Origin of the sequence: Streptomyces venetus, from assembly GCF_039540295.1 — a bacterium.
Classification (GTDB): Bacteria; Actinomycetota; Actinomycetes; order Streptomycetales; family Streptomycetaceae; genus Streptomyces; species Streptomyces venetus.
The window spans coordinates 921,215-945,813 of record NZ_BAABET010000001.1 but is presented as its reverse complement, the minus strand read 5'-3'; the positions used below and the strand labels follow the sequence as shown (position 1 = coordinate 945,813).

At 69.5% G+C, this 24,599-nt stretch carries 19 protein-coding genes; 10 read left to right on the top strand and 9 right to left on the bottom strand.

What is annotated here, in order from left to right:
- The first annotated feature begins 377 nt into the window (after positions 1-377).
- Genes ABEA82_RS04090 through ABEA82_RS04080 form a run of 3 tightly spaced genes read left to right on the top strand, consistent with a single transcriptional unit; the run spans position 378 to position 4,321 of the window.
- Positions 378-2,459, top strand: coding sequence for a helix-turn-helix transcriptional regulator (locus ABEA82_RS04090; RefSeq protein ID WP_425588477.1), 2,082 nt, complete (start codon positions 378-380; stop codon positions 2,457-2,459).
- 3 nt (positions 2,460-2,462) lie between these two features.
- The gene (locus tag ABEA82_RS04085) at positions 2,463-3,458 is read left to right on the top strand and encodes a hypothetical protein (RefSeq protein ID WP_345659947.1); all 996 of its coding nucleotides are present in this window, start codon (positions 2,463-2,465) and stop codon (positions 3,456-3,458) included.
- A complete protein-coding gene (locus tag ABEA82_RS04080) occupies positions 3,455-4,321 on the top strand; it encodes a DUF6339 family protein (RefSeq protein ID WP_345659946.1) in 867 nt (288 codons plus the stop codon). Before ABEA82_RS04085 ends, ABEA82_RS04080 begins: the two co-directional genes overlap by 4 nt.
- Positions 4,322-4,343: 22 nt before the next feature.
- Here ABEA82_RS04080 and ABEA82_RS04075 read toward each other — a convergent pair whose 3' ends face one another.
- The 6 genes from ABEA82_RS04075 to ABEA82_RS04050 form a co-directional block, all read right to left on the bottom strand.
- Positions 4,344-5,891 carry a DNA cytosine methyltransferase gene (locus ABEA82_RS04075; RefSeq protein WP_345659945.1) on the bottom strand — a complete coding sequence of 516 codons (1,548 nt, stop codon included), beginning with the start codon at positions 5,889-5,891 and terminating at the stop codon, positions 4,344-4,346.
- 48 nt (positions 5,892-5,939) lie between these two features.
- Complete coding sequence (locus ABEA82_RS04070; protein ID WP_345659944.1) at positions 5,940-6,926, bottom strand: DNA cytosine methyltransferase; 987 nt, start codon at positions 6,924-6,926, stop codon at positions 5,940-5,942.
- A 10-nt stretch (positions 6,927-6,936) separates the two neighbouring features.
- Positions 6,937-7,365: a very short patch repair endonuclease gene (locus tag ABEA82_RS04065; protein WP_345660118.1), complete on the bottom strand. Its 429-nt coding sequence runs from the start codon at positions 7,363-7,365 to the stop codon at positions 6,937-6,939.
- 692 nt (positions 7,366-8,057) lie between these two features.
- Complete coding sequence (locus tag ABEA82_RS04060; RefSeq protein WP_345659943.1) at positions 8,058-8,258, bottom strand: DUF5988 family protein; 201 nt, start codon at positions 8,256-8,258, stop codon at positions 8,058-8,060.
- Positions 8,259-8,314: 56 nt separating this feature from the next.
- The gene (locus tag ABEA82_RS04055) at positions 8,315-9,334 is read right to left on the bottom strand and encodes an SEC-C domain-containing protein (protein ID WP_345659942.1); all 1,020 of its coding nucleotides are present in this window, start codon (positions 9,332-9,334) and stop codon (positions 8,315-8,317) included.
- Positions 9,335-9,530: 196 nt separating this feature from the next.
- A complete protein-coding gene (locus tag ABEA82_RS04050; protein ID WP_345659941.1) occupies positions 9,531-11,006 on the bottom strand; it encodes a glycoside hydrolase in 1,476 nt (491 codons plus the stop codon).
- Between the two features lie 223 nt (positions 11,007-11,229).
- Here ABEA82_RS04050 and ABEA82_RS04045 point away from each other — a divergent pair, with 223 nt between their 5' ends.
- The 5 genes from ABEA82_RS04045 (at position 11,230) to ABEA82_RS04025 (ending at position 19,633) form a co-directional block, all read left to right on the top strand.
- Complete coding sequence (locus ABEA82_RS04045; protein WP_345659940.1) at positions 11,230-11,541, top strand: DUF6412 domain-containing protein; 312 nt, start codon at positions 11,230-11,232, stop codon at positions 11,539-11,541.
- Between the two features lie 87 nt (positions 11,542-11,628).
- On the top strand, positions 11,629-12,339 hold the full coding sequence (locus ABEA82_RS04040) for a YidC/Oxa1 family membrane protein insertase (RefSeq protein WP_345659939.1): 711 nt from the start codon (positions 11,629-11,631) through the stop codon (positions 12,337-12,339).
- A gap of 181 nt (positions 12,340-12,520) precedes the next feature.
- Positions 12,521-13,957: a lipase/acyltransferase domain-containing protein gene (locus tag ABEA82_RS04035; protein WP_345659938.1), complete on the top strand. Its 1,437-nt coding sequence runs from the start codon at positions 12,521-12,523 to the stop codon at positions 13,955-13,957.
- Complete coding sequence (locus tag ABEA82_RS04030) at positions 13,954-18,627, top strand: hypothetical protein (RefSeq protein WP_345659937.1); 4,674 nt, start codon at positions 13,954-13,956, stop codon at positions 18,625-18,627. Before ABEA82_RS04035 ends, ABEA82_RS04030 begins: the two co-directional genes overlap by 4 nt.
- 148 nt (positions 18,628-18,775) lie before the next feature.
- The gene (locus ABEA82_RS04025) at positions 18,776-19,633 is read left to right on the top strand and encodes a fumarylacetoacetate hydrolase family protein (RefSeq protein WP_345659936.1); all 858 of its coding nucleotides are present in this window, start codon (positions 18,776-18,778) and stop codon (positions 19,631-19,633) included.
- A gap of 84 nt (positions 19,634-19,717) precedes the next feature.
- Here ABEA82_RS04025 and ABEA82_RS04020 read toward each other — a convergent pair whose 3' ends face one another.
- The 3 genes from ABEA82_RS04020 to ABEA82_RS04010 form a co-directional block, all read right to left on the bottom strand.
- The gene (locus ABEA82_RS04020) at positions 19,718-20,584 is read right to left on the bottom strand and encodes an LLM class F420-dependent oxidoreductase (RefSeq protein ID WP_345659935.1); all 867 of its coding nucleotides are present in this window, start codon (positions 20,582-20,584) and stop codon (positions 19,718-19,720) included.
- A 146-nt stretch (positions 20,585-20,730) separates the two neighbouring features.
- Positions 20,731-21,252 (bottom strand): heme-degrading domain-containing protein, encoded by a 522-nt coding sequence (locus ABEA82_RS04015; RefSeq protein ID WP_345659934.1) that lies wholly within the window; start codon positions 21,250-21,252, stop codon positions 20,731-20,733.
- Positions 21,249-22,316: a Gfo/Idh/MocA family protein gene (locus ABEA82_RS04010; protein WP_345659933.1), complete on the bottom strand. Its 1,068-nt coding sequence runs from the start codon at positions 22,314-22,316 to the stop codon at positions 21,249-21,251. Before ABEA82_RS04010 ends, ABEA82_RS04015 begins: the two co-directional genes overlap by 4 nt.
- A gap of 96 nt (positions 22,317-22,412) precedes the next feature.
- Here ABEA82_RS04010 and ABEA82_RS04005 point away from each other — a divergent pair, with 96 nt between their 5' ends.
- A complete protein-coding gene (locus tag ABEA82_RS04005) occupies positions 22,413-23,567 on the top strand; it encodes an ROK family transcriptional regulator (RefSeq protein WP_345660117.1) in 1,155 nt (384 codons plus the stop codon).
- A gap of 169 nt (positions 23,568-23,736) precedes the next feature.
- Complete coding sequence (locus ABEA82_RS04000; protein ID WP_345659932.1) at positions 23,737-24,573, top strand: hypothetical protein; 837 nt, start codon at positions 23,737-23,739, stop codon at positions 24,571-24,573.
- Positions 24,574-24,599 lie beyond the last annotated feature (26 nt).

Sequence of the window (24,599 nt, the reverse complement as noted above, 5' to 3'; positions counted from 1 at the left end):
GGTCGGAGAAAAGTTTCTTCCGAGGCATGTGGGGCTGCCAGTGAAAGACGCTAGCCGATTCGAATCGCCGTGCGCAAGAGCCCTGTTCCTGTGGCCTGTTGAGGTGGGAAGCGGAGTTTTTCGGTCCGCATTCCGACGACAAGTACTCGAATCTTTGGCCATAGCAAAAGGGGCGTAGAGGGTGGATCGGTCCAAGGTGACGAATGATCCACAGGGTGTGCCCCTGTCGGAGTCAAACACCCTTTGACAGTTGCTCGTTGTGTCAACCGCAGGGGTAGGGTGGCGACGTCGTAGGAACGAGCCGGAACCGGAGCGTGACCGTGGAAACAGGTGAGGACTTCGGCCCGTGGTTGTCACGGCAGTTGAAGCTGGCGCGGATGACCCAGACACAGCTGGCCGAGACGGTGGACGTGACGCGAGCGGCGGTTTCCGCATGGATCACCGGGCGAGCCACACCCAGGCCGGAGACGATCGAACGGATCGCCCAGGCTCTGAACACCGATCTCGCCACGGTGCACACACGCACCACCGACACCTTGGCCGGCCTGCCCGTGGGTTGGTACCACCGCCCGGGGCACGCCGACGGCGGGCGGGAGTTGGGCAACGCCGCGGCGTTCGCCTTCGATGCCGACGTGGGCGTGCTGGCGCGCGAGACCTGCCAGAACAGCCTCGACGAGCGCCTCACGGAAAACGGTCGCCCGGTCCGCGTGCGTTACACCCTGCATGAGCTCACCGGAGGGCACCTGGACGCTTTCCGTCAGGCCATCCTCTGGGACGAACTCCACCCGCATTACACGGCGGTCTCGGAGTCGGCTGCTCAGCAGAAGGTCGGACGCGTCGTGGACGCCGGTGTTCGCGACATGTTCGAGAAGGGCCGCTTGGTCCTCCTCCGGGTCGACGACTACAACGCCTCGGGTCTCACGGGCGACGACTACGACGACGGCAAGTTCGCAGCTGTGGTCCGGCGCCAGCTCGAGAGCCTCAAGTCGGGGCGGACGGCGGGCGGTTCCTATGGCCTCGGCAAGGCGACCTTGTGGGCCACCAGCGCGCTCGGCTTGGTCCTGATCAATTCCACCCTTTCCGTACCCCACGAGGGGCGAACCGAGCACCGTGTCATCGGACGACTCGAGCTTCCGTGGCGTTCCGTGAAGGGCCGCCAGTACGCCGGGCCTGCCTGGCTGGGGCGCCCCGACCCGGATTCCCAGGGTGCGGAGGTGGCTCGCTCCTGGTGGGCCGACGAGGAGACGGTCGATCGCCTCTACCTGACGCGTGACGGCGACGAGCCGGGCACGTCCTTCCTCATCGTCGGTGCTCATGATGTGGCAAGCCTCGAGCAGAGCCCAGTCGACCTGGACGCCGACGACGAGGACGTGCGGGACGACGGAACACGAGACATCCGAGCGATGCACCGACGGCTGGTCGAGGCACTGGGACGGGACTTCTGGGCAGCGATGACCGGTGGCGGGAGTCGACTTCCGCTCCTGGAGGCATCGGTCGAGACACGGCGCAACGGCGAGGTCCTCATAGAGGAGGAGAAGGTGGACCCCACCGTTCACCAGCCCTCTCGGTCCCGAGCGCTGCGTGCCTTCTACGACGGAACGACCGTGGACCGCCTCACCGAGTCCGGTCAGGTAGCTCTCCGCACGGTCCCCCTCCGGCTGCCGCTCTCCGGCGGCCGCCGTGGCACGCTCGGCACGCACCCCGCCGTACTTCTGGTGACGGACGCAGAGGACGCGGACGGCATCTCGAACCAGGTCCACTCGCTGCGCGGCAATCGAATGACCATCAAGAAGTCCGGAGTCGCCGGCCTGCCCTTGGGGGTCAACGCCTTCCAAGCCGTGCTCCTCGCGGGCCAGGCGGCGGGAGAGGCAGTCCCCTTCTCCGAGGAGGCCGAAGAGTTTCTGCGAGCGGCCGAGCCCCCCGAGCACGATCGATGGGGGCAGACCGAGGAGTTGACCCTCCGCTGGTCGCACACCGCGCACCATCGCATCGCCAGATTGACCACCGATGTCAACGCCGCCGTGAAAGAACTGGTCGCCAGGCCGAAGCGGTCCGGCAGCCAGGAGGGAACGAAGCTGCGAAAGGCACTCACCGTGCCTCGCAAGACCGGATCCAGGCGCAACTCCGGGCCCGCTCTCCCGGAGCTGGACGGACTCGACGCCACCATCGGCGCGGGCGGGGAATGGCAGATCACCGCCGAAGTGAAGTTGCCACGGGCTGGCGAACTGCCCGCCATGACACCGGTGGTGCTGCTCGACGTACGGTCTGGCTCCCGTCCGAAGCTCGACTGGGCGGAACTCGTCGCCGTGGACGGCTGTGAGGTGGACGACGGTGTGCTCCGCTTCATGCCTCGGGCGCGGCGAGCCGTCTTCCGGGGCTCCACCGATGTCGCCGGTCACCCGGTCCGTACAGCGCTCACACGGCTGGTTCTCGAACTTCGCGTCGGCAAGGGGGAATGAGGCATGAAGTTCTACGCTTACAAGCGGCTCAATCGCCCGATCGCCCTCCGCGCGACCTCAGCTTCCCTGAAACTGCCCGACGGTTCCCGAGACCACCTCGACACATCGGCGTACTCCGTCCCGCAGCGGACCGTGGCCCTCGGCGTGGCGCAGCACGAGGACTGGGTGTCAGCCAGGATCGGTCTGTCCGCCACTCTGCCTCCGGGTGCCAACGAGCCCGATGCCCCCTGGAGCGACCTGCGCGTCCTGGCCGTGCTCACCGACGGCGAGACCAATGTGCGAACCGCCGTCGAACTACGACAGGACGCTCCGGGGAGCAAGGACTGGTCCGGCAGCATCGAGGTGTTCCGCGACGATCACGTGGGCCGAGCCACTCTGGCCGTCCATGCCGTCGCCACCGTCGACGACGTGCCCGGTCGAGCGATCGCCGAGACCGATGACGACTGGACCGTCGACGTGGCTGCCGAGGAGCCGCTCGGTGGCCTGCGCCTCGATGTGAAGCAGTTGAGTTTCTCCAAGAGCGCACGGGAGTGGCTGCACGCCTACTCCGACGCACCCTGGATCGTGGATGCCTCGGGCCGGCTGCCGACGGTGCTGGTCAACACGGACATCGAGGGCCTCTCCGACCTGTTGGGCAGCGCAAGCGGAGGCATCGAGAACAAGGTCCACGAGATGCTGATCTCACAGATGGCCACCGATGTCTGGACCGCGGTGTTCCACAGCTCTGTGGGCGATCTGGAAGTCGAATCCGACGGCTCACCGGTTTTCCCGACCGATTGGCAGGGCGAAGTGCTTCGGGAGATGCTGCCCGACGTGATCCCGGGCGTCCATGTCGAGGAGGCACTGGGGCAGGTCCACCGCCGTCGTACCGGCGATGCGGGATGGGTGGAACTTCAGACTCGCATCCACTACGCCGCAGTGCGGCGGGCCGGAGCGAGCAAGGCGCTCGCCAACGCCCTGCGTGGACTTCAGCAGATGAACCGAGGGGACGGAGCATGATCGAGAAGCCGCATCATCTTCCCCGGCAGCTCGCGCTGTTGTCCGCGACGGCGGCCGACCCGTTCCTCACGGAAGACCTGCTCAAAGGGGTCCTGGGTCATGGAGGCGTCGATCTCGCCAAAGTCGTCGAACCACTGCCGGAGGACGATGCCCGGTGGGAGGTCGAACCGGTCAGGGAACTCGTGGAGGACGCGATGCACGAGTTCCGGGACGATCGAACAAAGGCCGACGCCTGGCTCGCACCCAGGTTGCACGCCACCCTTCGCCTCACACGGCGGGAGGCAGCGGACCGCAGGATCTGGAACCATCTCGCTCTGGCCGTCGCTCCGGACTACGTGGCCTGGCGGCACCTGTCGGCGCCCGCATCGGATCGGAGGGAGCCGCGCATCAGCCGCGCCCGCTTCAGCGGAGCACCCGACCGACAGTGCTTCTCGCGTTTGTGGTGGGCGGCGGAGATGTTCCGTAACGGCAAGGACTATTCACCGGTTGTGACGGCCTGTGCCAACCAGGATCTGATCCACTCCGCCCTGAAGCGGGCTCTGATCGACCACCGTCCCACTGCCCTGGCTCTGGTACGCGTCTTGGAACGCGGCGTCGCCTCCACCGGGCGTGACATCGAGGGACTCATGACGGCGGTCAACGCCGCCGGAGCGACCTTGGTCTACGACGTGCTGGCCCCGGACGAGCCAAGGGATCCCGAGGTGTTGCGTCAGTGGGTCGTGGAGGCCGAGTCCGCGCCCCCTGTACCGCGACACTCCCTGCCTGACGGGCCCGACGAGGAGCCCGTCCCGGAGGAGTCGGTGGCGGCACTCACCGACTACTTCGCCGATCTCTTCGAGACGGCCCCGGTCAGGGGCCGGTAGCAGCAGGACTGACTGGGAGCGGTCACTTGCCCGTGAGCGGGTGGCCCTCCCACCAACCGTGCTGACGGATCTGCAACGGCCTTTCGGGTTTCTTCCAGGATTCCAGGCGCGCGGCAGCCTCCTTCAGCCTTGTCTTGGCCTCGGCCTGGCTCAGATCGGGTTCGAGCACGTGCCGCAACACGTGCAGGGCGAGCCTGGGTGGCACAGCATTGCCGATCTGCTGCGACACGTCGTTGCCACTCCAGGGGTACTTGACGGGGAACGTCTGGAGCACCCCTGCCTCGGCAGGGGTGAAGCGGTCGAGGTCCTCGCCGGTGTCCTTCTCGACCACGCGGTTACGTGACACCTTCCCGGTGATCGTGGCGGACGGGACGTCATGATCGCGTCGGCCGCGCGCCTCGGGGACACCGCCGGTCCCGTAGTTCGAAATGACGGTGAAAGCGGGGCGACGGGGCAGAGCGGGCTGGATCGCCCGTGCTTTTTTGAGCGCTTTTTCCATGGAGACCCACGTCTCCGGCTCATCGTCGGCTTTCTTCTTGGTGTCGAAGGGAAGCGGGTCCGCTTGACCTGCCCTCGGCTGCCGGCCTCCTGGCTGGTAGCGCTCGTGGGTCTCCTTCACCTTCGGCAGGCAATCCGGACGAAGCGCGTTGCCGGCGGCAGCCGGATCGAGACGTGCCATCAGAACCGCGCGCCGCCGGGTTTGCGGAACCCCGAAGGCCTCGGTATGCATCAACTGGGTGCCGGTTCGATAGCCGAGGGAGGCGAGTACCTTGGCGTACTCCTCCCACACCCGCATCACCGCGGGCACCTGTTCCAGGACGACGGCCTCGTACGGCTTCGAGCCGGGGCGCTTGCTCCGCTCGATCACCCACCAAAGAGGTTGCAGGACGAGTCCCGTCCGTTCGTCACCCAAGTCCTCCAGCCTGTCCTTCAACTTGTCGAGCTGGTCGTTCAGACTGCCGTAATCCCTCAGCAAATTTGTGAGCTCGTCATCCGAGAACTCGTCGAGACTCTGCGGAGACTTGAGTTTCTTCAGCGCACTTTTGATGTCAACTGCGGAGATCCCCAGCTGCTCCAGCCTGCTCTTCAACGCCTTGCGCTTCAGAGCTCTGAGCTCCTCGACCGTCCGCTTCTCGGCCTTGACCTCCTTCGCCTCGAGTTCCCTCAGCCTGAGTTTCTCGGAGATCTTTCGCCAGGTTCGGAAAATCTGTGTCCAGTCCTGGGCGTTCGCGGGATGTACAGCCTGGTGCAAGCGCTCGATGTACTGGAGCACCTCGTCCAGCGCCCTGCGTCCCGCCCCGTGTCCGGCGACGGTGAATGTCTGGCAAGGAGGCCCACCGGTCAGTACCTGGGCATGTGGGAAGAAGGCTGCGCGATAGCGTCGGACATCGCCCTGGAACGTGTCCAACCCCGCCGCCCTGCGGGTGGCGCAGGCTCCGGCGTCCCATTCGATGCCGGTCGCCTCGTACCCCAGAGCCTTTGCTGCCACATCCAACCCACCCGGGCCCGCAAACAGGTCAATAATGCGGAAACGTGCAGGTGAGCAGGGTTCGTTTTCGATGTGGCTCATGGGCGTGAAGTGTAGCCGGCGCGCAGGGGTGTGTACGGCACCTCTTGCCTACACGGAGTCGGAGGAACGCAGAGCGGTCGCGATGGAAGCACCCAGTGCCTTGCCCACTGGTGGAGGAGTGGCATGACCGATCTGCCGGTACCGGGCCGTCTTTCGACCCGTGAAGCACCATTCCGGGGGGAACGACTGCAGGAGGGCTGCCTGGTCGACCGTGAGCTTCACCATCTGTGCCGGATCGTCCGAGCGCGGCCACACGTACTCTGGCCCCGGCACATCGTCGGCCAGCGCGCCGGCGTTCACTCCCATCCGCGCCCAGGCCCGTTTCGTACCGGACGGTCCGAGATCCGCGCCGCCACGATTGTCCGAGCCGCCGACCAGAGTGGGTGCCACGGCCGACGCTTGGGACGCCCAGACGTCGGCGTCGCGCCAGCCCCGGGCTCCCATGGATCGGCGCAGCGCCCGACCGACCGGGACATGCTCGCCCACCGTCGGTTCGGGTGGGGTGAAGGCGTGAAACCATTGCTTCTTGAGAGCCACGAGAATTCCCTGTCTGCGTTCCTGTGGCACCCCGAAATCCGCCGCGTTAAGCACAAACCAGCAAAACCGGTAGCCGAGATGCTCCAGTTCGGCCTCGACGAATTCGCGGACGCGGGCGTACGCCGGAGACTCGACGAGAGCAGGCAGGTTTTCCAGTAGCAGGGCCCGCGGCTGGATCGAGTGGACCAGATAAACCGTGGCGGTGAGAAGTCGAAGTTCCTGGTCGCTGTCCGAACGTGCCACCGCAGCGGAGGACTTCACTCGCGGCAGGCCGGCCGACAGGAGATGGACGTCCAGGCTTTCCGGGTGCTCCTCCGGGAGGAAGTCGACGAGGTCCTCACAAACGACCTTCCAGTCAGGCCGGTTGGCCAGAAGTGTTTGGCAGGCCTGGGGCTTGTTCTCGAGTAAGAGCACCGGTGAGAAGCCCGCACTTTCCAGCCCTGACGCCAACCCGCCCGCGCCGGAACAAACGTCCACGAGATCAAGTCGGTCATTCATCCGATCCCCCTCAGTTCCTCCTGTGACCTTGCTCTCGCGCCCTCTGTTTCCGCTGGTCCCGATCCTGTTTCTCCTGGCCCACGGCCGCACGTACCGTCGCCGCGACCTCTTCTGCCGGCATGTGCTCCCAGAACCGCAGCACCGTCCATCCCGCGGCAAGGAGATGCTCGTTCGTCTCCTTGTCGCGGGCCATGTTCCGGGCCAGCTTGGTGCGCCACCACTCCGCGTTGGCCTTCGGATGGGTGGCGTGCTGAGGGCAGCCGTGCCAGAAGCAACCGTCGATGAGGACCGCGACCTTCGCTCGGGGGAAGGCCACATCGATACGCCGTCGGGGCAAGCCCGGCACGGGATACTCCACGCGGTAGCGCAGCCCGGCCGCGTGCAGCAGTCGCCGCACGGCCAGTTCGACAGCTGTGTCCTTGCTCGCCTGCCTGCTCATGCGGGCCGAGACGCCTGGAGAGGAAGGCGTCATGTCATTCACTGTCGTCGAGCCTCACGCATGCATGTCGTCATGGTCGATCACCGCTGTCCGCCGTCTTTGGTCGAGTTGATCACACAGGGCACTGACGGTGGATGGCTGACCCGACATTTGCTTTCCCCTGCCCCATCATTCTGTGCGCGCACGATCACTCATGGCGATCTCGATCTGTTCTAACAGTAAGCATCGACGCGTGAGGGACTCGTTGCAAAAACTGATCATTTCCAGCTGTCAGAACGCCCGCTTCCCGGCCAGTGTCGTGCCTCCGCGGCCCGCCTCAAGGGCGCTTCACTCCGCTGCGCTGCGTTCCGCGTCGGCTGCGCCGATTGCCCTTCGGGCTCTCCCTTGACCCGGGCCGCTCCAGCACGGGAGAGAAGTGAGCGGGCGGCCCGGGGAAGCGGAGGTCGGAGGTGGGTGGCGGTGCTGGAGGCTGTTCGGCCCGGGCGGAGACGGTTCGCGGCGGGTTTTCGGCGCACGCCGGGTCGTCTCGGCGGCTGGCGGGCAGGCCAGGTGGCAGGCGGTGGTGGTCGGGCCTGAGTGGCTGTCGGTGACTGGCGGTGACGGCTGGCGGGCCTGGTGTGGCTAGGGGTGGCGGGTGGGGCTTGTGGGTATCGGGCGGTGCGCCCCGGGGTCCGTCTTGGTGTGCGGCCCCGCTACTCCGCGACCTCCGTCCGTTCCCACCAGCGGTACACCGTTGCCGAGCCCTCCTCCGTCTCCTCGTGGCGGGTCGTGACCTTGTAGTGCTCGTAGCCGCCGTGGTGGGGGATCTTGAGTTCTTGGCCGGGCGGGGTGACCGGGACGATCTTGCCTGTCAGATCGTCCGGTCCGCCGTCCAGGAGTGCTTTGGTGGTCATACGTCCATTTTGCCCCGTGAGAGGGTGGCGCATTCTGCCGTGGTCGCCGGTCTTCCTCAGGCTGCGGCCGTGCCGTGGCACTGGGCGTAGGGCTGGCCCGAGCCGCACCAGCAAGCCGATTCCTGCTGCGGGGGCCAGGCCACCGCGCGGCCCCGGGCTGCCAGGGTCGTCGCGTACTGGGGGAGCAGGGTGGGGTCGGACGGGGAGGAGAGTTCCGAGGCGGCGAAGGCCTCGTAGGAGGGGACCGTGCCGGTGACGATGCCCAGGTTCGGGGTGCCCGAGGAGGCCAGTTCCCGTAGGGCGGACTCTATGGTCGCGAGGTGGATCTCGTGGGAGGGGTATTCCGAGGCGAGCGTCGGATAGGCCTCCAGGAGTTCCGTGAGCTCCGTCGCCGGCCAGTGGAGGATCGCCACCGGGAACGGGCGGGAGAGGGCCTCGCGGTAGGCGCCCAGTTCCGCTCGGAGGCGGAGGATCTCCGCTTCCAGTTCTGCCGGGTTCTCCGAGCCCAGGGACCAGACGCGCTTCGGGTCGTGGAGTTCGTCGAGGGAGACGGGGAGGGAGTGGACCGAGTCGGCCAGGGCGTCCCACTCGTCGTGGGGCGTGCCCAGCATGCGGCGGACCCGGTGGCGGCCGAAGAGGAGGGGGTGGGTCGGCTGCGGGGGCTGCGGGACGTCGGTCAGGAGGTGGCGGACGGCCTCCGTGAACGTGTCGTGCGCTGCTTCCAACTCGTCGTGGTGCTCCAGGGCCTCCGCGACGATCACCCAGGGGGCCGGGTCTCTCGGGGAGGCCGCCCGGACGCCCTCGATGATCGCTCTGGCCTCGGCCTCGTGGCCGTACTCCCAGAGGTTCGAGGCCTTCAGGGCACGGACCAGGTGGGGGTTCTCCAGGGTGTCGGTGGAGGACAGCAAGCGGTCGTAGAGAGTCGTGGCCTCGGGGCGGTCGCCGGAGACTTCCAGATGGGCCGCGGCGCGCAGCAGCAGGGCCTCGGCGTCCTCGGGGTAAAGGCCGGCGGTCCGCTCCAGGCGTGCCGCCTCGGCGGTGTGGTCGACGTTCTCGGCAGGCGTGTCGGGGCGCATGGGGGACACCGTACTGCCGGGAGGTGACGAGCGTGAGAGATGCGCAGGCCAGACCATCCGGCCTCCCGATTTCCCCCGCTCGCCCCACCCCGGCTTCACGGTTCGCCCCGAAGCGCTGCCGTGCCGATGCCGGCCTACGCCGATGCGGTCTACGTCGATGCGGTCTACGTCGATGCCGGCTTACGCCGACGCCGGCCTACGACGTCACTCCGTCTATCTGGAGTGTCTGGAGCGACTTCGCCGCGAAGGGGACGCTTACCGACTTTCCGTTCAGGCGGAGGTCCGAGTGCGGTGTGTAGAGGTCGCCGCCGCCCGTCGTCACCGTGTTCCAGCGGGGGACCGCGCCTCCCGAGCCGCCCGTCACCGTGGAGAAGCGGGAGAGGTCGAAGGTGAGGGTCTGGGCGGAGGTGGAGGTGTTGACCGCTACCAGGACCAGGCGGCGGGCTGTCGCGTCGTAGGCCGCCACTGCGTAGCTCACCCCCGTGTCCAGGATGGTCATGCCGGGGCGGATGTGGCGGCTGAACTGGGCCAGTACGTAGTGCTTCGTCTGGACCGTCGTCGGCTGGAGCGTGTTCGCGTCGTAGGCGATCATCGCCCAGCCCGTCGACGGGTCCATTACCTGCCAGTAGCACCACGCGGTGGGGTGCAGCCAGCGGAAGTCGTAGCAGAGGTTCGACGCCAGGGTGAGGCCCGTGCCGTCGCTGTCGCCCGTCTCGGAGTTCCACAGTTTCTTGCGGGAGGTCGTCACCACGTCCGTGTAGAGGAGGTCGCGGCGGCCGCCGGAGCCCTGGTAGCCGTGCACGTTGACCTGCGAGACCAGGGCTTTCGTGGCGGAGTCGAAGGACGACCAGGTGGAGCGGGCGGTGTCGTAGTTCGTCTCGTCCGATGCGGCGATGCGGATGTTCGTCAGGCCGCGCTTGTCCAACTCGGTGCGCATGTAGGGGAGTACCGCCGCCTGGACCGCCGGGTCCATGTGGCAGCCCTCCTGGGTGCCGGTCGCGGTCCACCAGGTGGAGGCCGGCTCGTTGAAGGGGTCGACCGTCGCGAAGTTCACGCCCCAGTTGTTGCGGGCGTAGAGGGCCGTCGCCGCCAGGTGGGAGGCGTGCTGGCGGTAGTTCCAGGTCTGGAGGTTGTTGCCGCCGTTCGCGGCGCCCGAGGGGTTGTGGTTCGCGCACATCCACCACATGGGGGAGTTGGCGAAGAGTTCGGTGATCGCGCCTCGCTGGGTCGCCTTCATCAGCATCGCGCGCTGGTTGGCGTCCGCCGACCACTTCCAGGCCGAGGAGGTGGGGTCCTCGTTGTTCCAGTCCTGCCAGAAGCCCTCGATCTGCTTGAAGCCGGGGATGTTGGGCGACTTGACCATCGTCTCGCCGCCCACGCTGTTCCAGCTGGACGCGCCGAGGTTGTAGCGGGCGATGTTGAGGCCCAGGCCGGGGAGGGAACGGCCGTTGTACGTCACCGACTTGGTGGTGAAGAAGAGGTCCGCGAAGTCGTCCCGGGCGCCGAAGACGTTGGCCCACCAGGCGAGGGAGGTGCCCCAGCCCTCCCAGGTGCCGTACGTGGTCGAGGGGTTGACGGCGATCGTGGCGTCCGCGTGCGCGGTGCCCGTCGCGAGGGCGCTGCCGAGGAACGTACCCCCTGCTGCGGCCAGCAGGGTTCTGCGTCGTATCACGGCTCCTCCGTAGGGGAATTCGGGGCAGGCGCCGGTCCCCCCGGTCCGGCGTCGCGGGTTGGCCCGTTGATGGCATCGAGAAGCATCGGGTGTGGCAGGTGTGTTGTCGAGAGTTGTGACAGCCCTTTCTCAATCCCATGTACGAAGTCCCGGGCCCGCACGGGAGAGTGATCCTGTATAACCGACAGCAGGGCATACGGACGTACGAGAGGGAGGGCAGTCGATGAACCGGAGCTGGGCGAGTCTGCGTCCCGCTCTCGTGCTGCTCTTCCTGGTCGTGGAAGTGGCCCTGCTCGACACCGGCAGCCTCTACGCCACCGTCGCCCTCGCCGCCACCGCCGCGGCCTCGGCCGCGCTCGCGGTGTGTGTCGTCGTCGGCTCGCGCTGCGCGCCCGTCGTGCCGCGCACCCGTGTGCGTACGGCCATCCGCGACCGTGATCTCCGTACGGCCTTCCTGCCTCAACGCGACCCCGACGCCAGGGGGCGCACCCGGCCCCGGGCACCCGGTCACGCCCTCCGGGCGACCGTCGCGTAGGGGCGCTTCCACCTAGCTGACCCCGCGCGGGTCGTCATGCCGCCATGCACTGCTTCCGGCACGACGAGACCCCCGGAGGGCTCACCCATGTCCGTCTTCGCCCACCTGGTCGAGCAGCTCGCCGACCTCCTTCAGCCGCTGTTCGGCGCCTCCGCTGCCGCCGCCGCGATCGTCCTGTTCACCGCGCTCGTACGACTCCTCGTCCACCCCTTGTCCCGGGCCGCCGCACGCGGCCAGAAGGCCCGGACCGCGCTCCAGCCGAAGATCGCCGAGCTGCGGAAGAAGCACGGGAAGAACCCCGAGAAGCTCCAGCGGGCCGTACTGGAACTGCACGCCGAGGAGAAGGTGTCGCCGCTCGCCGGCTGCCTGCCCGGGCTGCTCCAGGTGCCCGCGTTCTTCCTGCTCTACCACCTGTTCTCCAGCGACACGATCGGCGGGGAGGCCAACGCGCTGCTCGGTCACCAGTTGCTGGCCGCGCCGCTGGGTGGACGGTGGGCGGACGCGCTCCAGGCCGGCCCCTTCGGTGGTGCGGGGCTCGTGTACGCCGGGCTGTTCGTGATCGTCGCCGGGGTCGCCGCGTTCAGCTTCCGGCTGAGCAAGCGCATGATGGCGGCCAACCCGGCCGTGCAGGTCAGTGGCGGGGAGCAGATGCCGGGCGTGGGGGCGGTGACCAAGGTGATGCCGTTCATGTCCTTCTTCACGCTCGTCACCGTGGCGGTGGTGCCGCTGGCCGCCGCGCTGTACGTGGTGACCAGTACGACGTGGAGTGTGGTGGAGCGGGCTGTCCTTTACCGGTAGTCGCCGGTACCGGTAGTCGCCGGCCGGGTCTGCATAGGCCAGGTCTGCATAGACAGTGCAAGCCGAGGAGTTTCGAAAGGATGATATTCCCGGAACTTCCGGCGTATGGATGCCTGTTACTGGTAGAAGAACCCGCAGGGCGCGGGCCGTGGAGCATGGCCCGGGTGGGAAGCGGGGGGAAATGGGACGCAGGCATCTGGTGTACGTGCTGCCCGGAATCGGTGGCAGCGTGCTGGAACGGCCCGAGGAAGGTGCTGAGCGGTCGAAGGTGGTCTGGGACGCGGGCTTCGGCGACATCGCCGGCCTGCTGTCCCGGCCGGGCCGACTGGCGGTGGACGAACCGCTGCGGGCGGTGGGGCTGATCGCCTCCAAGCGGCTGCTGCCGGGCTGGACCGTCGTCCCCGGCTACGAACGGCTGGTGGCGAACCTCCAGGCCCTGCCCGGTGCGGTCGTCGACACAGGGCATCCGGATCGGCGGAACCCGGCCGCGAACGTGGTGCTGTTCCCGTACGACTTCCGCCTCGGCGTCAGGCATGCCGCGAAGCTGCTCGCGGCCGACGTCCATGACCGGCTGAAGGATCTCGCCCCGTCTGAGCGGGCGGGGCGGGTCGTGGTGGTCGCCCACTCGATGGGCGGTCTGGTCGCCCGGTACTGGCTGGGCCCGCTGGAAGGCTGGCCGCTGTGCCGGGCCCTGATCACCCTGGGCACACCTCACCGAGGTGCCCCCAAGGCCTTGCAGTTGCTGGCCAACGGCGTACGGGTGGCGGGGGTCCGGCTGGCCTCGGTGAGCGACCTGCTGGGCCAGTGGCCGTCGGTCAGCGAATTGCTGCCCCGCTACCCGATGGTCTGGGACACAGCCTCCGCGGCTCCCCTCTACCCCCACGATGTGCCCCTGGGCGGCCTGCGCTCGCCGGCGAAGCAGGGTTTCGCGCTGCACGAGGAGATCGAGCAGGCGTGGCAGGCGATGCCGCGCAGCGGCGCCGAGCCACAGGTGGTGCCCCGGCTGGGCTGGAGCCACCGCACCGCGGGCTCGGCGGTGTGGGACGGCCGCGCACTGAAGGTCAGCAAGAAGCTGCCGGACTGGCTGGAGCTGGCGGGCTGGGAGGAGGACCACGGCGACGGCACCGTACCGGCGATCTCCGCCGTCCCGGTGGAGATGGACGGCCACGACACCTCCGGCTGGCGGGCCCGCGACCGCCACGGCCCGATCGTCGGCGCCGACTGGATCCCCGGCCTGGTCCAGGTCTATGAGGAACGGCAGAGGCTGTCCGCGGCCCGCGGCAAGGAACGCGAGGCCGCCCTCGGCCTGGACCTGGACGAACTCCACGCGCAGGGTTCCGCGATCCCGCTCCAGGTGCGGCTGCGCGGTGACGGCCTGCCGCCGGAGGCCACCACCGGCCCAGGCGGGCTCGCGGTCTGGGCCTCTCTGCGCCCGGCGCACGGACCCCGGGCCGTGATCGCGGAGAGGCGGCTGGAATGGGATGGCGACCGAGGGGGCTACGTCACCGAACTGCCCGGCCCGGAGCCCGGCCTGTACGACGTGCGGGTGAGTGTGCGGGCCGTGCCCGGCGTCGGTGACCTGTCGGCGTCCGACACCTTCGCGGTGGTGGCCCCATGAGAGCCCTCACGTCCACCGGTTCGTGGCCCCGCTGGTCCCTCGAAGGGGAACCGGCCGCGCTGGCCAAGTACGTGCTGCCCGACGAGGTCGCCGCCCTGCTCCACCTGCCCGGGCCCCCTGCCGACAGCCGACTCGGACAGGCCCAGGCCGTCTACGAGGCGGTGGCCGGTGCCGGGATCACCTACTCCCACGAAGCGCCCTCCGACGATCCCGGCCGCCAGGTCATCCGCCAGCCCGGCGAGGTGCTGTGGTGCCCGAGGCACGCCACCTGCCTGGACCTCGCCCTGATCCTGGCCGGGGCATGCCTCCACTCCGGTCTGCATCCCCTCGTCCTCGTCCTCGACCCACCTCAGCCGGGACGTGCAGCCCACGCGCTGCTCGGGGTGTGGATCGACGACCCTGACCACGACGGCATCCGGCTGCCGGACGCGGACGTGTGGGCCAGTCGCCCCGACGGCTTCGACGAACTCGTCCAGACCGACCTGACGGGACCGTCGAGGCCGCTGCTGCTGATCGACCCGGTCGGCGTCGCGCGCGCCCTGCCCACCTCACCCGTCCTCGGCACCGGTGCCGCTTTCGCCGAGGCGGCTGCCGCCGGCGCCCGCTACGCCCGTGACTGGACCTGGCGCCTGGCGGTCGACATCCGCCGCGCCTGGCGCGAACGCGACACCCACACCCCGGCCGACCGCCCCGACGACCAGCCGCTGCGCCCGCCGTACGTGGACCTGGACCCGCAGGTCCACCGGCCCCTGCAGGCGCTGCGGGCCGAGCACAGAGTGGTGCCTTTCCAGGCCCGGGACGAGCTGACCATCCTCACCGACTGGTGCCACACGGTGGCCGCGGGGCCTCACACCGGCGTCACCGTCGTCCACGGCGTCGGCGGCGCGGGCAAGACCCGGCTCGCCTTGGAACTCGCCGACCAACTGGCCACCCAGCACGGCTGGTACACCGGCTACCTGCGCGAGCGCCCGACCGGGCGGGACTGGCTCGGCACCGTGGTCTCACCGACCCTCATCGTCCTCGACTACGCCGACGCCAGAACCGCCGACGCCGAACACCTCCTGACCATCCTCAAACGCCGCACCGACCGCGGTGCCGCACCCGCGATCGTCGTCATGACCGCCCGTGCCGTCGACGGCCAGTGGCTCACCGCCCTGCAGAAGGCGTGGAACCGTGACGGCCACCTCGTCCGCGAGAGCGCCCCTCTGCACCTGCCGCCCGAACACCCCGCAGGCGCCGCCCTCTTCCGCCGAGCCGCCGGCGTCTTCCACCGCGGCCCCGATCACGACCTCGACCTCGATGCCGTCGACCGGGCCGCCCCCACCGACTGGACCACCCTCGACCACGTCCTGCTGGCCCTGCTCGCCGCACGCAGCCCCGGCCGGCTGCCCACCACCCGTGAGGAGCTCTACGAAGAAGTCCTCACCCATGAACACACCTACTGGGCCCAGACCTACAGGAAGAACGCGAGGCTGGGCCGCGACGCGGACGCGCCCCTCGACGTCCTCAACCGTGCCGTCGCCAGCCTCACCCTGCGCGCACCCACAACGCGTAAGGAGATCAACGTCGCACTGCGGGCCGTGGAGGAGCTTGCCGACGCCGCCGAATGGCGCGAGACCGTCCGCACCACCCTGACGACCTGTCTGCAACCCGGCCCCGACGAACCTCTCGTCCTGCGCCCGGACCCCATCGCGGACCACCTCACCCTCCAGCAGCTCCACGACGACGAAGACCTGCTCCCCGGCATCCTGGACGGGTTGGACGACGATCGTCTCCAGGCCGCGCTGCTCCAGCTCAACCGCGCCGCCATGGCCGCGCCCGACAGCGCCACACGCATGGTGAAGGCCTGGGTCAGCGCTGGTGTGGACCGCTGGGAACCCGTCCTCCACGTCGCCGCGGAACAAGGCGGCACCGCGCTGACCGCGCTCCATCAGCTACTCGACGACGAGCCGGCGGTGCCCTGGTTGGACGACCTTGCCGAGGCCATCCCCTTCACCACGATCGGCCTGCCCGAACTCGGTCTGCAGGCCGACCTTCGGCGTCTGTCGATCCTGCGCAGCGATGGGACGACCCCACCCGCTGCCCTCGCTGAACAGCTCCAGCGCACCAGCCATCGTCAAGCCGCTGTCGGGGACCGGCAGGCGGCACTCGCTTCCCTCACCGAAGCCGTCGAGCTCTGCCGCGCCCTCGCTCAGGCCGACCCTGCCGCCTGTCTGCCCGATCTCGCCATGTCCCTGAACGGCCTTTCCGTCCGGCAGAGTGAAAGCGGGGACCGGCGGGCGGCGCTGGCCTCGATCACCGAAGCCGTCAAGATCCGTCGCATCCTTGCTCAGGCGAGCCCTGCTCCGTACTTGCCCGATCTAGCTGCGTCCCTGAACAACCTCTCCGTCCAGCAGAGTGAGGCCGGGGACCGGCATGCGGCGCTGGCCTCGATCACCGAAGCCGTCGAGATCTACCGTGCCCTTGCCAGGGCCGGTCAGGTTGCCCATCTGCCCGATTTCGCAGGGGCCCTGAACAATCTCTCCGTCCATCAGAGCAAGAGCGGGGACCGGCGGGCGGCATTGGCCTCGATCACCGAAGCCGTCAAGATCCGTCGCACCCTTGCTGAGGCCAACCCCGCTGCCTACCTCCCCAATCTCGCAGGGGCCCTGAACAATCTCTCCATCCTGCAGGGTGAGCTCGGGGAGCGGCGGGCGGCGCTGGCCTCGATCACCGAAGCTGTCGGCCACTACCGCACTCTTGCTGAGGCCAACCCTGCCGCTTACCTGCCTGACCTCGCCATGTCCCTGAACAATCTCTCCATCCGGCAGGGTGATCTCGGGGAGCGGCGGGCGGCGCTGGCCTCGATCACCGAAGCTGTCGGCCACTACCGCACTCTTGCTGAGGCCAACCCTGCCGCTTACCTGCCTGACCTCGCCTCGTCCTTGAACACCCTCTCCAACCGACAGGATGATGTCGGGGAGCGGGAGCTGGCGCTGGCCTCGATCACCGAAGCCGTGGAGATTCGTCGCACTCTTGCTGAGGCCAGCCCTGCTGCTCACCTCCCTGATCTCGCCATGTCTCTGAACAATCTCTCCGTCCTGCAGGGTGATGTCGGGGAGCGGGAGTTGGCGCTGGCCTCGATCACTGAAGCCGTGGAGATTCGTCGCACTCTTGCTGAGGCCAGCCCTGCTGCTCACCTGCCTGATCTCGTCATGTCTCTGAGCAATCTCTCTGTCCTGCAGGGTGATGTCGGGGAGCGGGAGTTGGCGCTGGCCTCGATCACTGAAGCCGTGGAGATCCACCGCACCCTTGCTGAGGCCAGCTCTGCTGCTCACCTGCTCGACCTCGTCATGTACCTGGACAGCCTCTCCAACTGTCAGGACGAGGCTGAGGACCGGCGAGCGGCGCTGGTTTCGATCACTGAAGCCGTGGAGATTCGTCGCACTCTTGCTGAGGCCAGCCCTGCTGCTCACCTGCCTGATCTCGCCATGTCTCTGAACAATCTCTCTGTCCGGCAGGGTGAGGTCGGGGATCAGGAGGCGGCGCTCGCTTCGATCACCGAAGCCGTCGAGATCCGCCGTTCCCTTGCCCGGGCCAATCCCGCCGCCCACCTCAGCGACCTCGCCGACTCCCTGAACAATCTCTCCGACCAGCAGAGCAAGACGGGCACAGTGTCTTCGGCCTGGGAGGACGCCCTCACCGACCCGGGACTCCACCCACTTGCCCAAGCGGAACTCCGAGCCCACTACGCCGCGTACCTCGCCACACACGATGACTCCGGTCTCGCCGTCGAAGAGCTGGTCCGGGCGGCGCAGGCCTGCGCCGCCGGCGACCGATCGCCCCTGAGCCGAGCCAGGCAACAGGTACGGGGTGTCGCAACGAGCCTCGGCATCCAGGATCCGCGACTTCCCGACTGGGCCGTGGACCTCCTCCCCGACAGCGTCCTGGACCTGCTCGACGAATGGGCTCAAGCGACCGACTGGCCCACCAGCGAAGCCTTCCTACGCGCGCATGCCGGCCTGCTCCGGCAACCGGGCTTCCGGCACCACCTGGAACTGGTAGCGGCGCTCGCCCCCGAGACACCGGCCATCGACTTCCTCATCAACATCCTCGGACACGTCGATGTCGAAGGACTCGACATAGTCCTGGACACTGCGAGGCACCAGCACAAGATCCGACAGACGCTCTCCGAGTGGATCGCGGCTCCCTCCTGGACGGAGTCCAAGGACTTTCTGGATGAGCACCGCAGCACTCTGAGCACACCGGAAGCCCGGGCACTGCTTGCCAGGCCAGACGAACCCCAGGCGGGTCAGCACCTGGCTATCCTCCAGCTCACAGACTCCCTCTCCACCGACCAGGTCTACGAGATCGTCACGGACCCGGACATCGCGGCCGAGCATGCCTTCACCGCCGTCGACAAGGCAGATCTCCCGCTCCTGCATCGCGTCCTGGCCATCCGCCAGGACCTGCTCACCGGCATCACCGGGGCGTTCTTCCTCACCGTGACCTCGGTATCCAGTGGCGCCATCGATCGGGCACGCCGACTCGCCCAGGCCATCGCCGAGGAGGGCACCGACACTCAGCACCGCGCGTACGCGATCCGGCTCCGAAGGCTCGCCGGGCTCGCCCCGGCACTGGCCGCAGCGGGCGACCTCGCCGACCTCATTCACCCCGAGCCGCCCTCCTGATCAACGTCGGCCTGACGGTCCACTCCGTGAACGCGGTATTGCGGAGTGGACTCCCAGCTTGGAGGATCGACCAGTCCTCCGATGGCTGCCCCGCCGCATCCGGGCCGCACGCCTCCGGCGGGCGCCCGCGATCGAGGGAGACGTGATCATGAAGCTGCTGCGAGTCGGTACGGCGGGGGCGGAGCGGCCCGCGCTGCTCGACGCCGAGGGGGTCCTGCGGGACCTGTCGGGCGTCGTCGCGGACATCGACGGGGCGCTGCTCGCGGACGAGGAGGCGCTGGGCCGGGTCCGTGCCGCCGCCGATGCCGGTGAGCTGCCCGTCCTGGACGCCACCGGGCTGCGGATCGGGCCGCCACTGGGGCGGATCGGCAAGATCGTCTGCATCGGGCTGAACTACCACGACCACGCGCGCGAGACCGGCGCCGAGCCGCCCTCCGAGCCCGTGCTCTTCATGAAGGCACCGGACACGGTGGTCGGGCCGAACGACACGGTGCTCGTGCCGCGCGCGTCCCGCAAGACCGACTGGGAAGTCGAGCTGGCCGTCGTCATCGGGCGTACGGCCAGGTATCTGGAGTCCGCGGCGGAAGGGCTCGCGCACGTCGCCGGGTACGCGGTGGCGCACGACGTGTCCGAGCGGGAGTTCCAGATCGAGCGGGGCGGGACCTGGGACAAGGGAAAGAACTGCGAGACGTTCAACCCGCTCGGGCCATGGCTGGTGACGGCGGACGAGGTGCCGGACCCGCAGCGGCTGTCGCTACGGCTGTGGGTCAACGGGGAGTTGAAGCAGGACGGGACGACCGCCGAGCAGATCTTCCCGGTGGGAGAGGTCGTGCGGTACCTCAGTCACTTCATGACGCTGTATCCCGGGGATGTGATCAACACCGGGACGCCGGCGGGGGTGGCGCTGGGGGAGCCTGAGCCGAAGCCGTTCCTTCGGGGCGGGGATGTCGTGGAGCTGGAGATCGAGGGGCTGGGGCGGCAGAGGCAGGAGTTCAAAAACGCCTGAGGGGTGGGGAGCTGCGCTTCGCCCGGCGGCTGCGGGCCGTGGGGGGCTTGTCGCGCAGTTCCCCGCGCCCCCGGGAAAGGAAGGTCAGTCCAGTACTGACGCCAGGTCGCGCCAGGCCTTCCTCGGGAGGGCGTCCCGTGGCTGGTCGTCGACCACCTGGAGGGCGATGTGGTCCGCGCCCGCCTCGAAGAACGTGTCGATCTTGGCGCGGATCGCTGTCTCGTCGCCCCAGGCGAACAGGGCGTCGACCAGGCGGTCGCTGCCGCCGTCCGCCAGGTCGTCCTCGGTGAAGCCGTGGCGGAGGAAGTTGTTGGTGTAGTTCGGCAGCGGGAGGTAGATGCCGAGGAACTCGCGGGCGAGGGCGCGGGCCCGGGCCGGGTCCGTCTCCGGGACCACCGCCAGTTCGGGGGCGAGCAGGGGGCCCTCGCCGAGGAGTTCGCGGGCGTGGGCGGTGTGCTCGGGGGTGACCAGGTAGGGGATCGCCCCGGCGGAGCGGTCGCGGGTCAGCTGGAGGCTCTTCGGGCCGAGGGCGGCCAGGACGCGGCGGTGCGCGGGCAGTCCGGCGGCGTCCAGGCCGTCCAGGTAGGAGACCAGGGCCGAGTACGGGCGGCGGTACTGCTCCGCCCGCTTGGCGTGGCTGACGCCGAGGCCGAGCAGGAAACGGCCGGGGTGGCTGGCCTCCAGCTCGGCGAAGCTCGCGGCGGTGGCGTCCGGCTCGTGCTCCCAGATGCTCTGGATGCTGGTGCCGACGGTGAGTCGCGAGGTCGCCTCGATCAGCGGAGCGGCGTTGGCGGCGGAGGTGTTGCCGCCCAGCCAGACGGCGCCGTAGCCGAGCTCCTCCAGTTCGGCGGCGGCCTCGGCGAGTTCGCCGCGGCGGTCCGGGTCCTCCGAGCGCAGTCCTACGCTCCAGATGCCGTACCGGCCGACGGTCTCCTTCAGGGGGGTGGTCATCGGTGGGGTCCCTCCGGTTGGGCGCCGTGTTCGATCATGCGTACCGCAGGTGCCAACCGGAGGGACCCGTCGGTAATTCCGCCGCCACCGCTCCTGCCTGCTCTGCTTGCCGCTTGCTTTACTGCGCTTGCTTTACTGCGCTTGCTCTACCTGCTCAGGAACTCCTCCAGCGCCTCCACCACGAACCGGTGGTCCTGGAGCTGCGGCAGTCCGGACACGGTGACCGCGCCGATCACGCCCACGCCCTCGACGGTGATGGGGAACGACCCGCCGTGCGCGGCGTAGGTGTCGGGGTCGAGGCGCGAGGACTCCTCGAACGTCGTGCCCTTGGCGCGGAAGCGGGCGCCGACCAGGTAGGACGCGGAGCCGTAGCGCTCGACCACCCGGCGCTTGCGGGCGATCCAGGCGTCGTTGTCGGGCGTGGAGCCGGGCAGCGCCGCGTGGAAGAGCTGCTGGCCGGCGCGGTGGATGTCGATGGCGACCGGGGCCTGCCGCTGCCGGGCCGTCTCCACGAGGAGCGAGCCGAGCGCCCAGGCGTCGTCGTACGTGAACTGGCGGAACACCAGGCGGCGTTCCTCCCTCTCCAGTTCCTCCAGGCTCGGGGTGAGCTCCGGCTGGAACTTCGGGCCGAGCTCCTGGTGGTGGGAGGGGTTGCTCTTGTGCGTCACAGGGTCACCGTCACCTTCTCGCGGGCCGAACGTCGGGCGGCCTCCAGTACGTCCAGGGTGGCGGCCGCCTCCAGCGCGGTCACCGGGTTCGGGGCGCCCTCCAGCAGGGCCTTCGCCACGGCCGCATAGTAGGCGGGGTAGTCGCCGGGGAGGGTGGGTTCGGGGCGGCCGCCGCCGGTCAGCGGGGACTCGCCGGAGCCCACCCGGCCCCACAGCGACTCGGGTTCGACGCCCCAGTCGGGGCCGGGGCGCAGTCCGTCCCGGAGGGCCGCCTCCTGGGGGTCGAGGCCGTGCTTGACGTAGCCGGCGGTGGAGCCGAGGACGCGGAAGCGGGGGCCGAGCTGGGCGGTCGTGGCGGAGACGTAGAGGTGGGAGCGGACGCCGTTGGTGTGCGTGATCGCGATGAACGTGTCGTCGTCCGCCTCGGCGCCCGGGCGGCGCACGTCCGACTCCGCGTACACGGTGGCCGCCGGGCCGAACAGGACCAGGGCCTGGTCGACGACATGGCTGCCGAGATCGTAGAGCAGACCTCCGATCTCTGCGGGGTCGCCGGACTCCCGCCAGCCGCCCTTCAGTTGCGGACGCCAGCGCTCGAAGCGCGATTCAAAACGCCAGACGTCGCCCAACTCGCCCTCGGCCAGCAGCTTGCGCAGGGTGAGGAAGTCGTTGTCCCAGCGGCGGTTCTGGAAGACGGAGAGGAGCAGTCCGCGCTCCTCGGCCAGGGCGGCGAGCTCCCGGGCCTCGGCCGCCGTGCCGGCGACGGGCTTGTCGACGACGACCGGCAGGCCGGCCTTGAGGGCGGTGGTCGCGAGCGGCACGTGCGTCTTGTTCGGGGACGCCACGACGATCAGGTCCAGCTCGGCGGCCCGGCCGAACAGCTCGTCCGGTGTCGCGGCGAGGCGTACGTCCGGGAACTCGGCGCGGGCCTGCTGCTGCCGCTCGGGGTTCGAGGTGACCACCGTGTCGAGGGTCAGGCCCTCGGCGGCGGAGATCAGCGGGGCGTGGAAGACGGAGCCGGCGAGGCCGTAGCCGACGAGGCCGACGCGCAGGGGTGTGCCAGTCATGGCATCCACTTTCGCAACGCTGTTTCCAAAGTGCAAGCGCCCGGGGACAATGGGGACGTGAACAGGGCGGACGAGCAGACGGGCGGGGTCAGCGGCATGCGCGGGGCAGGAGGGACGGGAGGGGTGCGCGGCCTCGGGGCCGGGGTGAACCTGCTCGCCCTGCGCAGCCACAACACCGCGCTGGTGCTCGACCTGCTGCGGACGGCCGGGCCCGACGGCATCAGCCGGCTCGAACTCGCCGAGCGGACCGGGCTCACCCCGCAGGCGGTCAGCAAGATCACGGCCCGGCTGCGGGAGGACGGTCTCGCGGCGGAGGCCGGGCGCCGGGCGTCGACCGGGGGCAAGCCGCGCACCGTGCTGCGGCTCGTGCCCGAGGCGGGGCACGCGGTCGGGGTGCACCTGGACCGGGACGAGGTGCGGGTCGTACTGGTGGATCTGCGCGGGGCCGTGGCGGGGGAGCGGCGGGCCCCGCTGGACCTGGGGGCCGGGGCGGGGGCCGTGCTGGCGGCGGTGACAGCGGCGGTGCGGGAGACGGCGGCCGGGGTGCTGTCCGCCGTCCCGGGCGCCGAGGCCGGTGCGCTCACCGGGTCCGGCTCCCTGCTCGGCGTGGGCGTCGCGCTGCCCGGGCCGCTCGACCACACCCGGGGCGTGCTGCACAGGGTGACCGGATTCCCCGAGTGGGACGGCTTTCCGCTGCGGGAGGCGCTGGCGGAGCGGCTCGGGGTGCCGGTGGTGATCGACAAGGACACCAACGCGGCGGCAGTCGGACTGGCCGCCGGGGGAGAGGGCGGCTCCTTCGCCTATCTGCACCTCGGTACGGGGCTGGGGGCCGGTCTGGTGATCGGGGGCAGCGTGCACCGGGGCGCCCGGACCGGGGCGGGGGAGTTCGGCCACCAGGTGATCCAGCTGGACGGCCCGCCGTGCACCTGCGGCAACCGCGGCTGTGTCGAGGCGCTGTGCCTGGCCGCGGTGGCACGCGGCGACACGGAGGAGGCGGCACGGGTCCTGGGCGCCGGTGCGGCGAACCTGGTGGGGCTCCTGGACATCGACATCGTCCTGCTGGGCGGCCGCACGGTGGGCGCGGCGCCGGAGCCCTTCGTGCGCGGGGTCGGCGCGGTACTGGAGGCGAGGGCCCGGCGGACGGGGCAGGACGCGGTACCGGTACGCGTCGCGGCGGGCGGTGCGCGAGTCGTCGCGGCGGGGGCGGCTGAGCTGGTGTTGGGGCCGGTGTTCGGGCGGGGGGATGGCTGAAGGGGCCGATGCCCGGGAGAGGGCGAGGGGAACGTTCGAGGAGGCGGACGCGTGCGCGCTCCGCACCGGCTCCGGGCGTCCGCCGGGCGGGCGGATCCGCACCGCCGTTCGGGGGGCAACGCGGGCCCTGTCGCTTGCGGTCGTCCTCAACCGGCAATGTCACATCTCCATGCGACTCTGCACGCCCGCTCACCTCTGCCTGGCGGCGGCAGCCGCCGTCCTGCTCCCTGGTGCTCACCCCGCGTACGCGGACGACCCGGCGCCCGCCTGTGCCGCGCCCGACGACCACACCTTCCCGCTCACCACCCGCCTCCACGGCGGGCCGGACTCCTACGCGGCCGGGGGCGGGTTCGGGACCTGGTACCTCGATCTGACCAACACGACCGACCGGACCTGCACCGGCATCCATCCCGTCGTGGTGCTCGTCGACGCCAAGCGGGCGCTGGAGCCGTCCCAGCCCCGGCTGGAGTTCTTCGACGGGGCGCGGTCCCACACCGTGCGGTTCGAGAAGACCGGCGAGGACGAACTCGTCGGGGCACTGGCCGACGACGAGGCGCGGTTCGCCGGGTTCACCGTCGGCCCGGGGAAGACCGTCACCGTGCGGGTGCGGCTCGCCCTCACCTCGGACGCCGTACCCAACGACGTCACCGCCAACGCCGCCGTCGTCCAGCGGCACGACGACGACGGCGACTGGGTCGGACAGTCGAACGACTACCGCTTCGGCATCGACGGGGGCGACCCGGTCGACGGCGGCGATACGGGTGACGACGGCGGGACCGACACCCACCCGGATTCACCGAACACCCAGGATTCACCGAACACACCGGACTCACCGGATTCGGAGGCCACCGCACCGGAGTCCGAGGGCACCGTCCCGCCCCGCGAGGACCGGTTCCCGTTCGCCGAGGAGCTCGCCCGTACCGGAACCGGCCTCAAGGTCGTCGCGGCCGCCGCCGTGCTGCTCACCGGAAGTGGGGTCCTGCTCCTCGCACGCCGCCGCCGCTGAGAGGGACCGACGAGCCGACGGGCCGA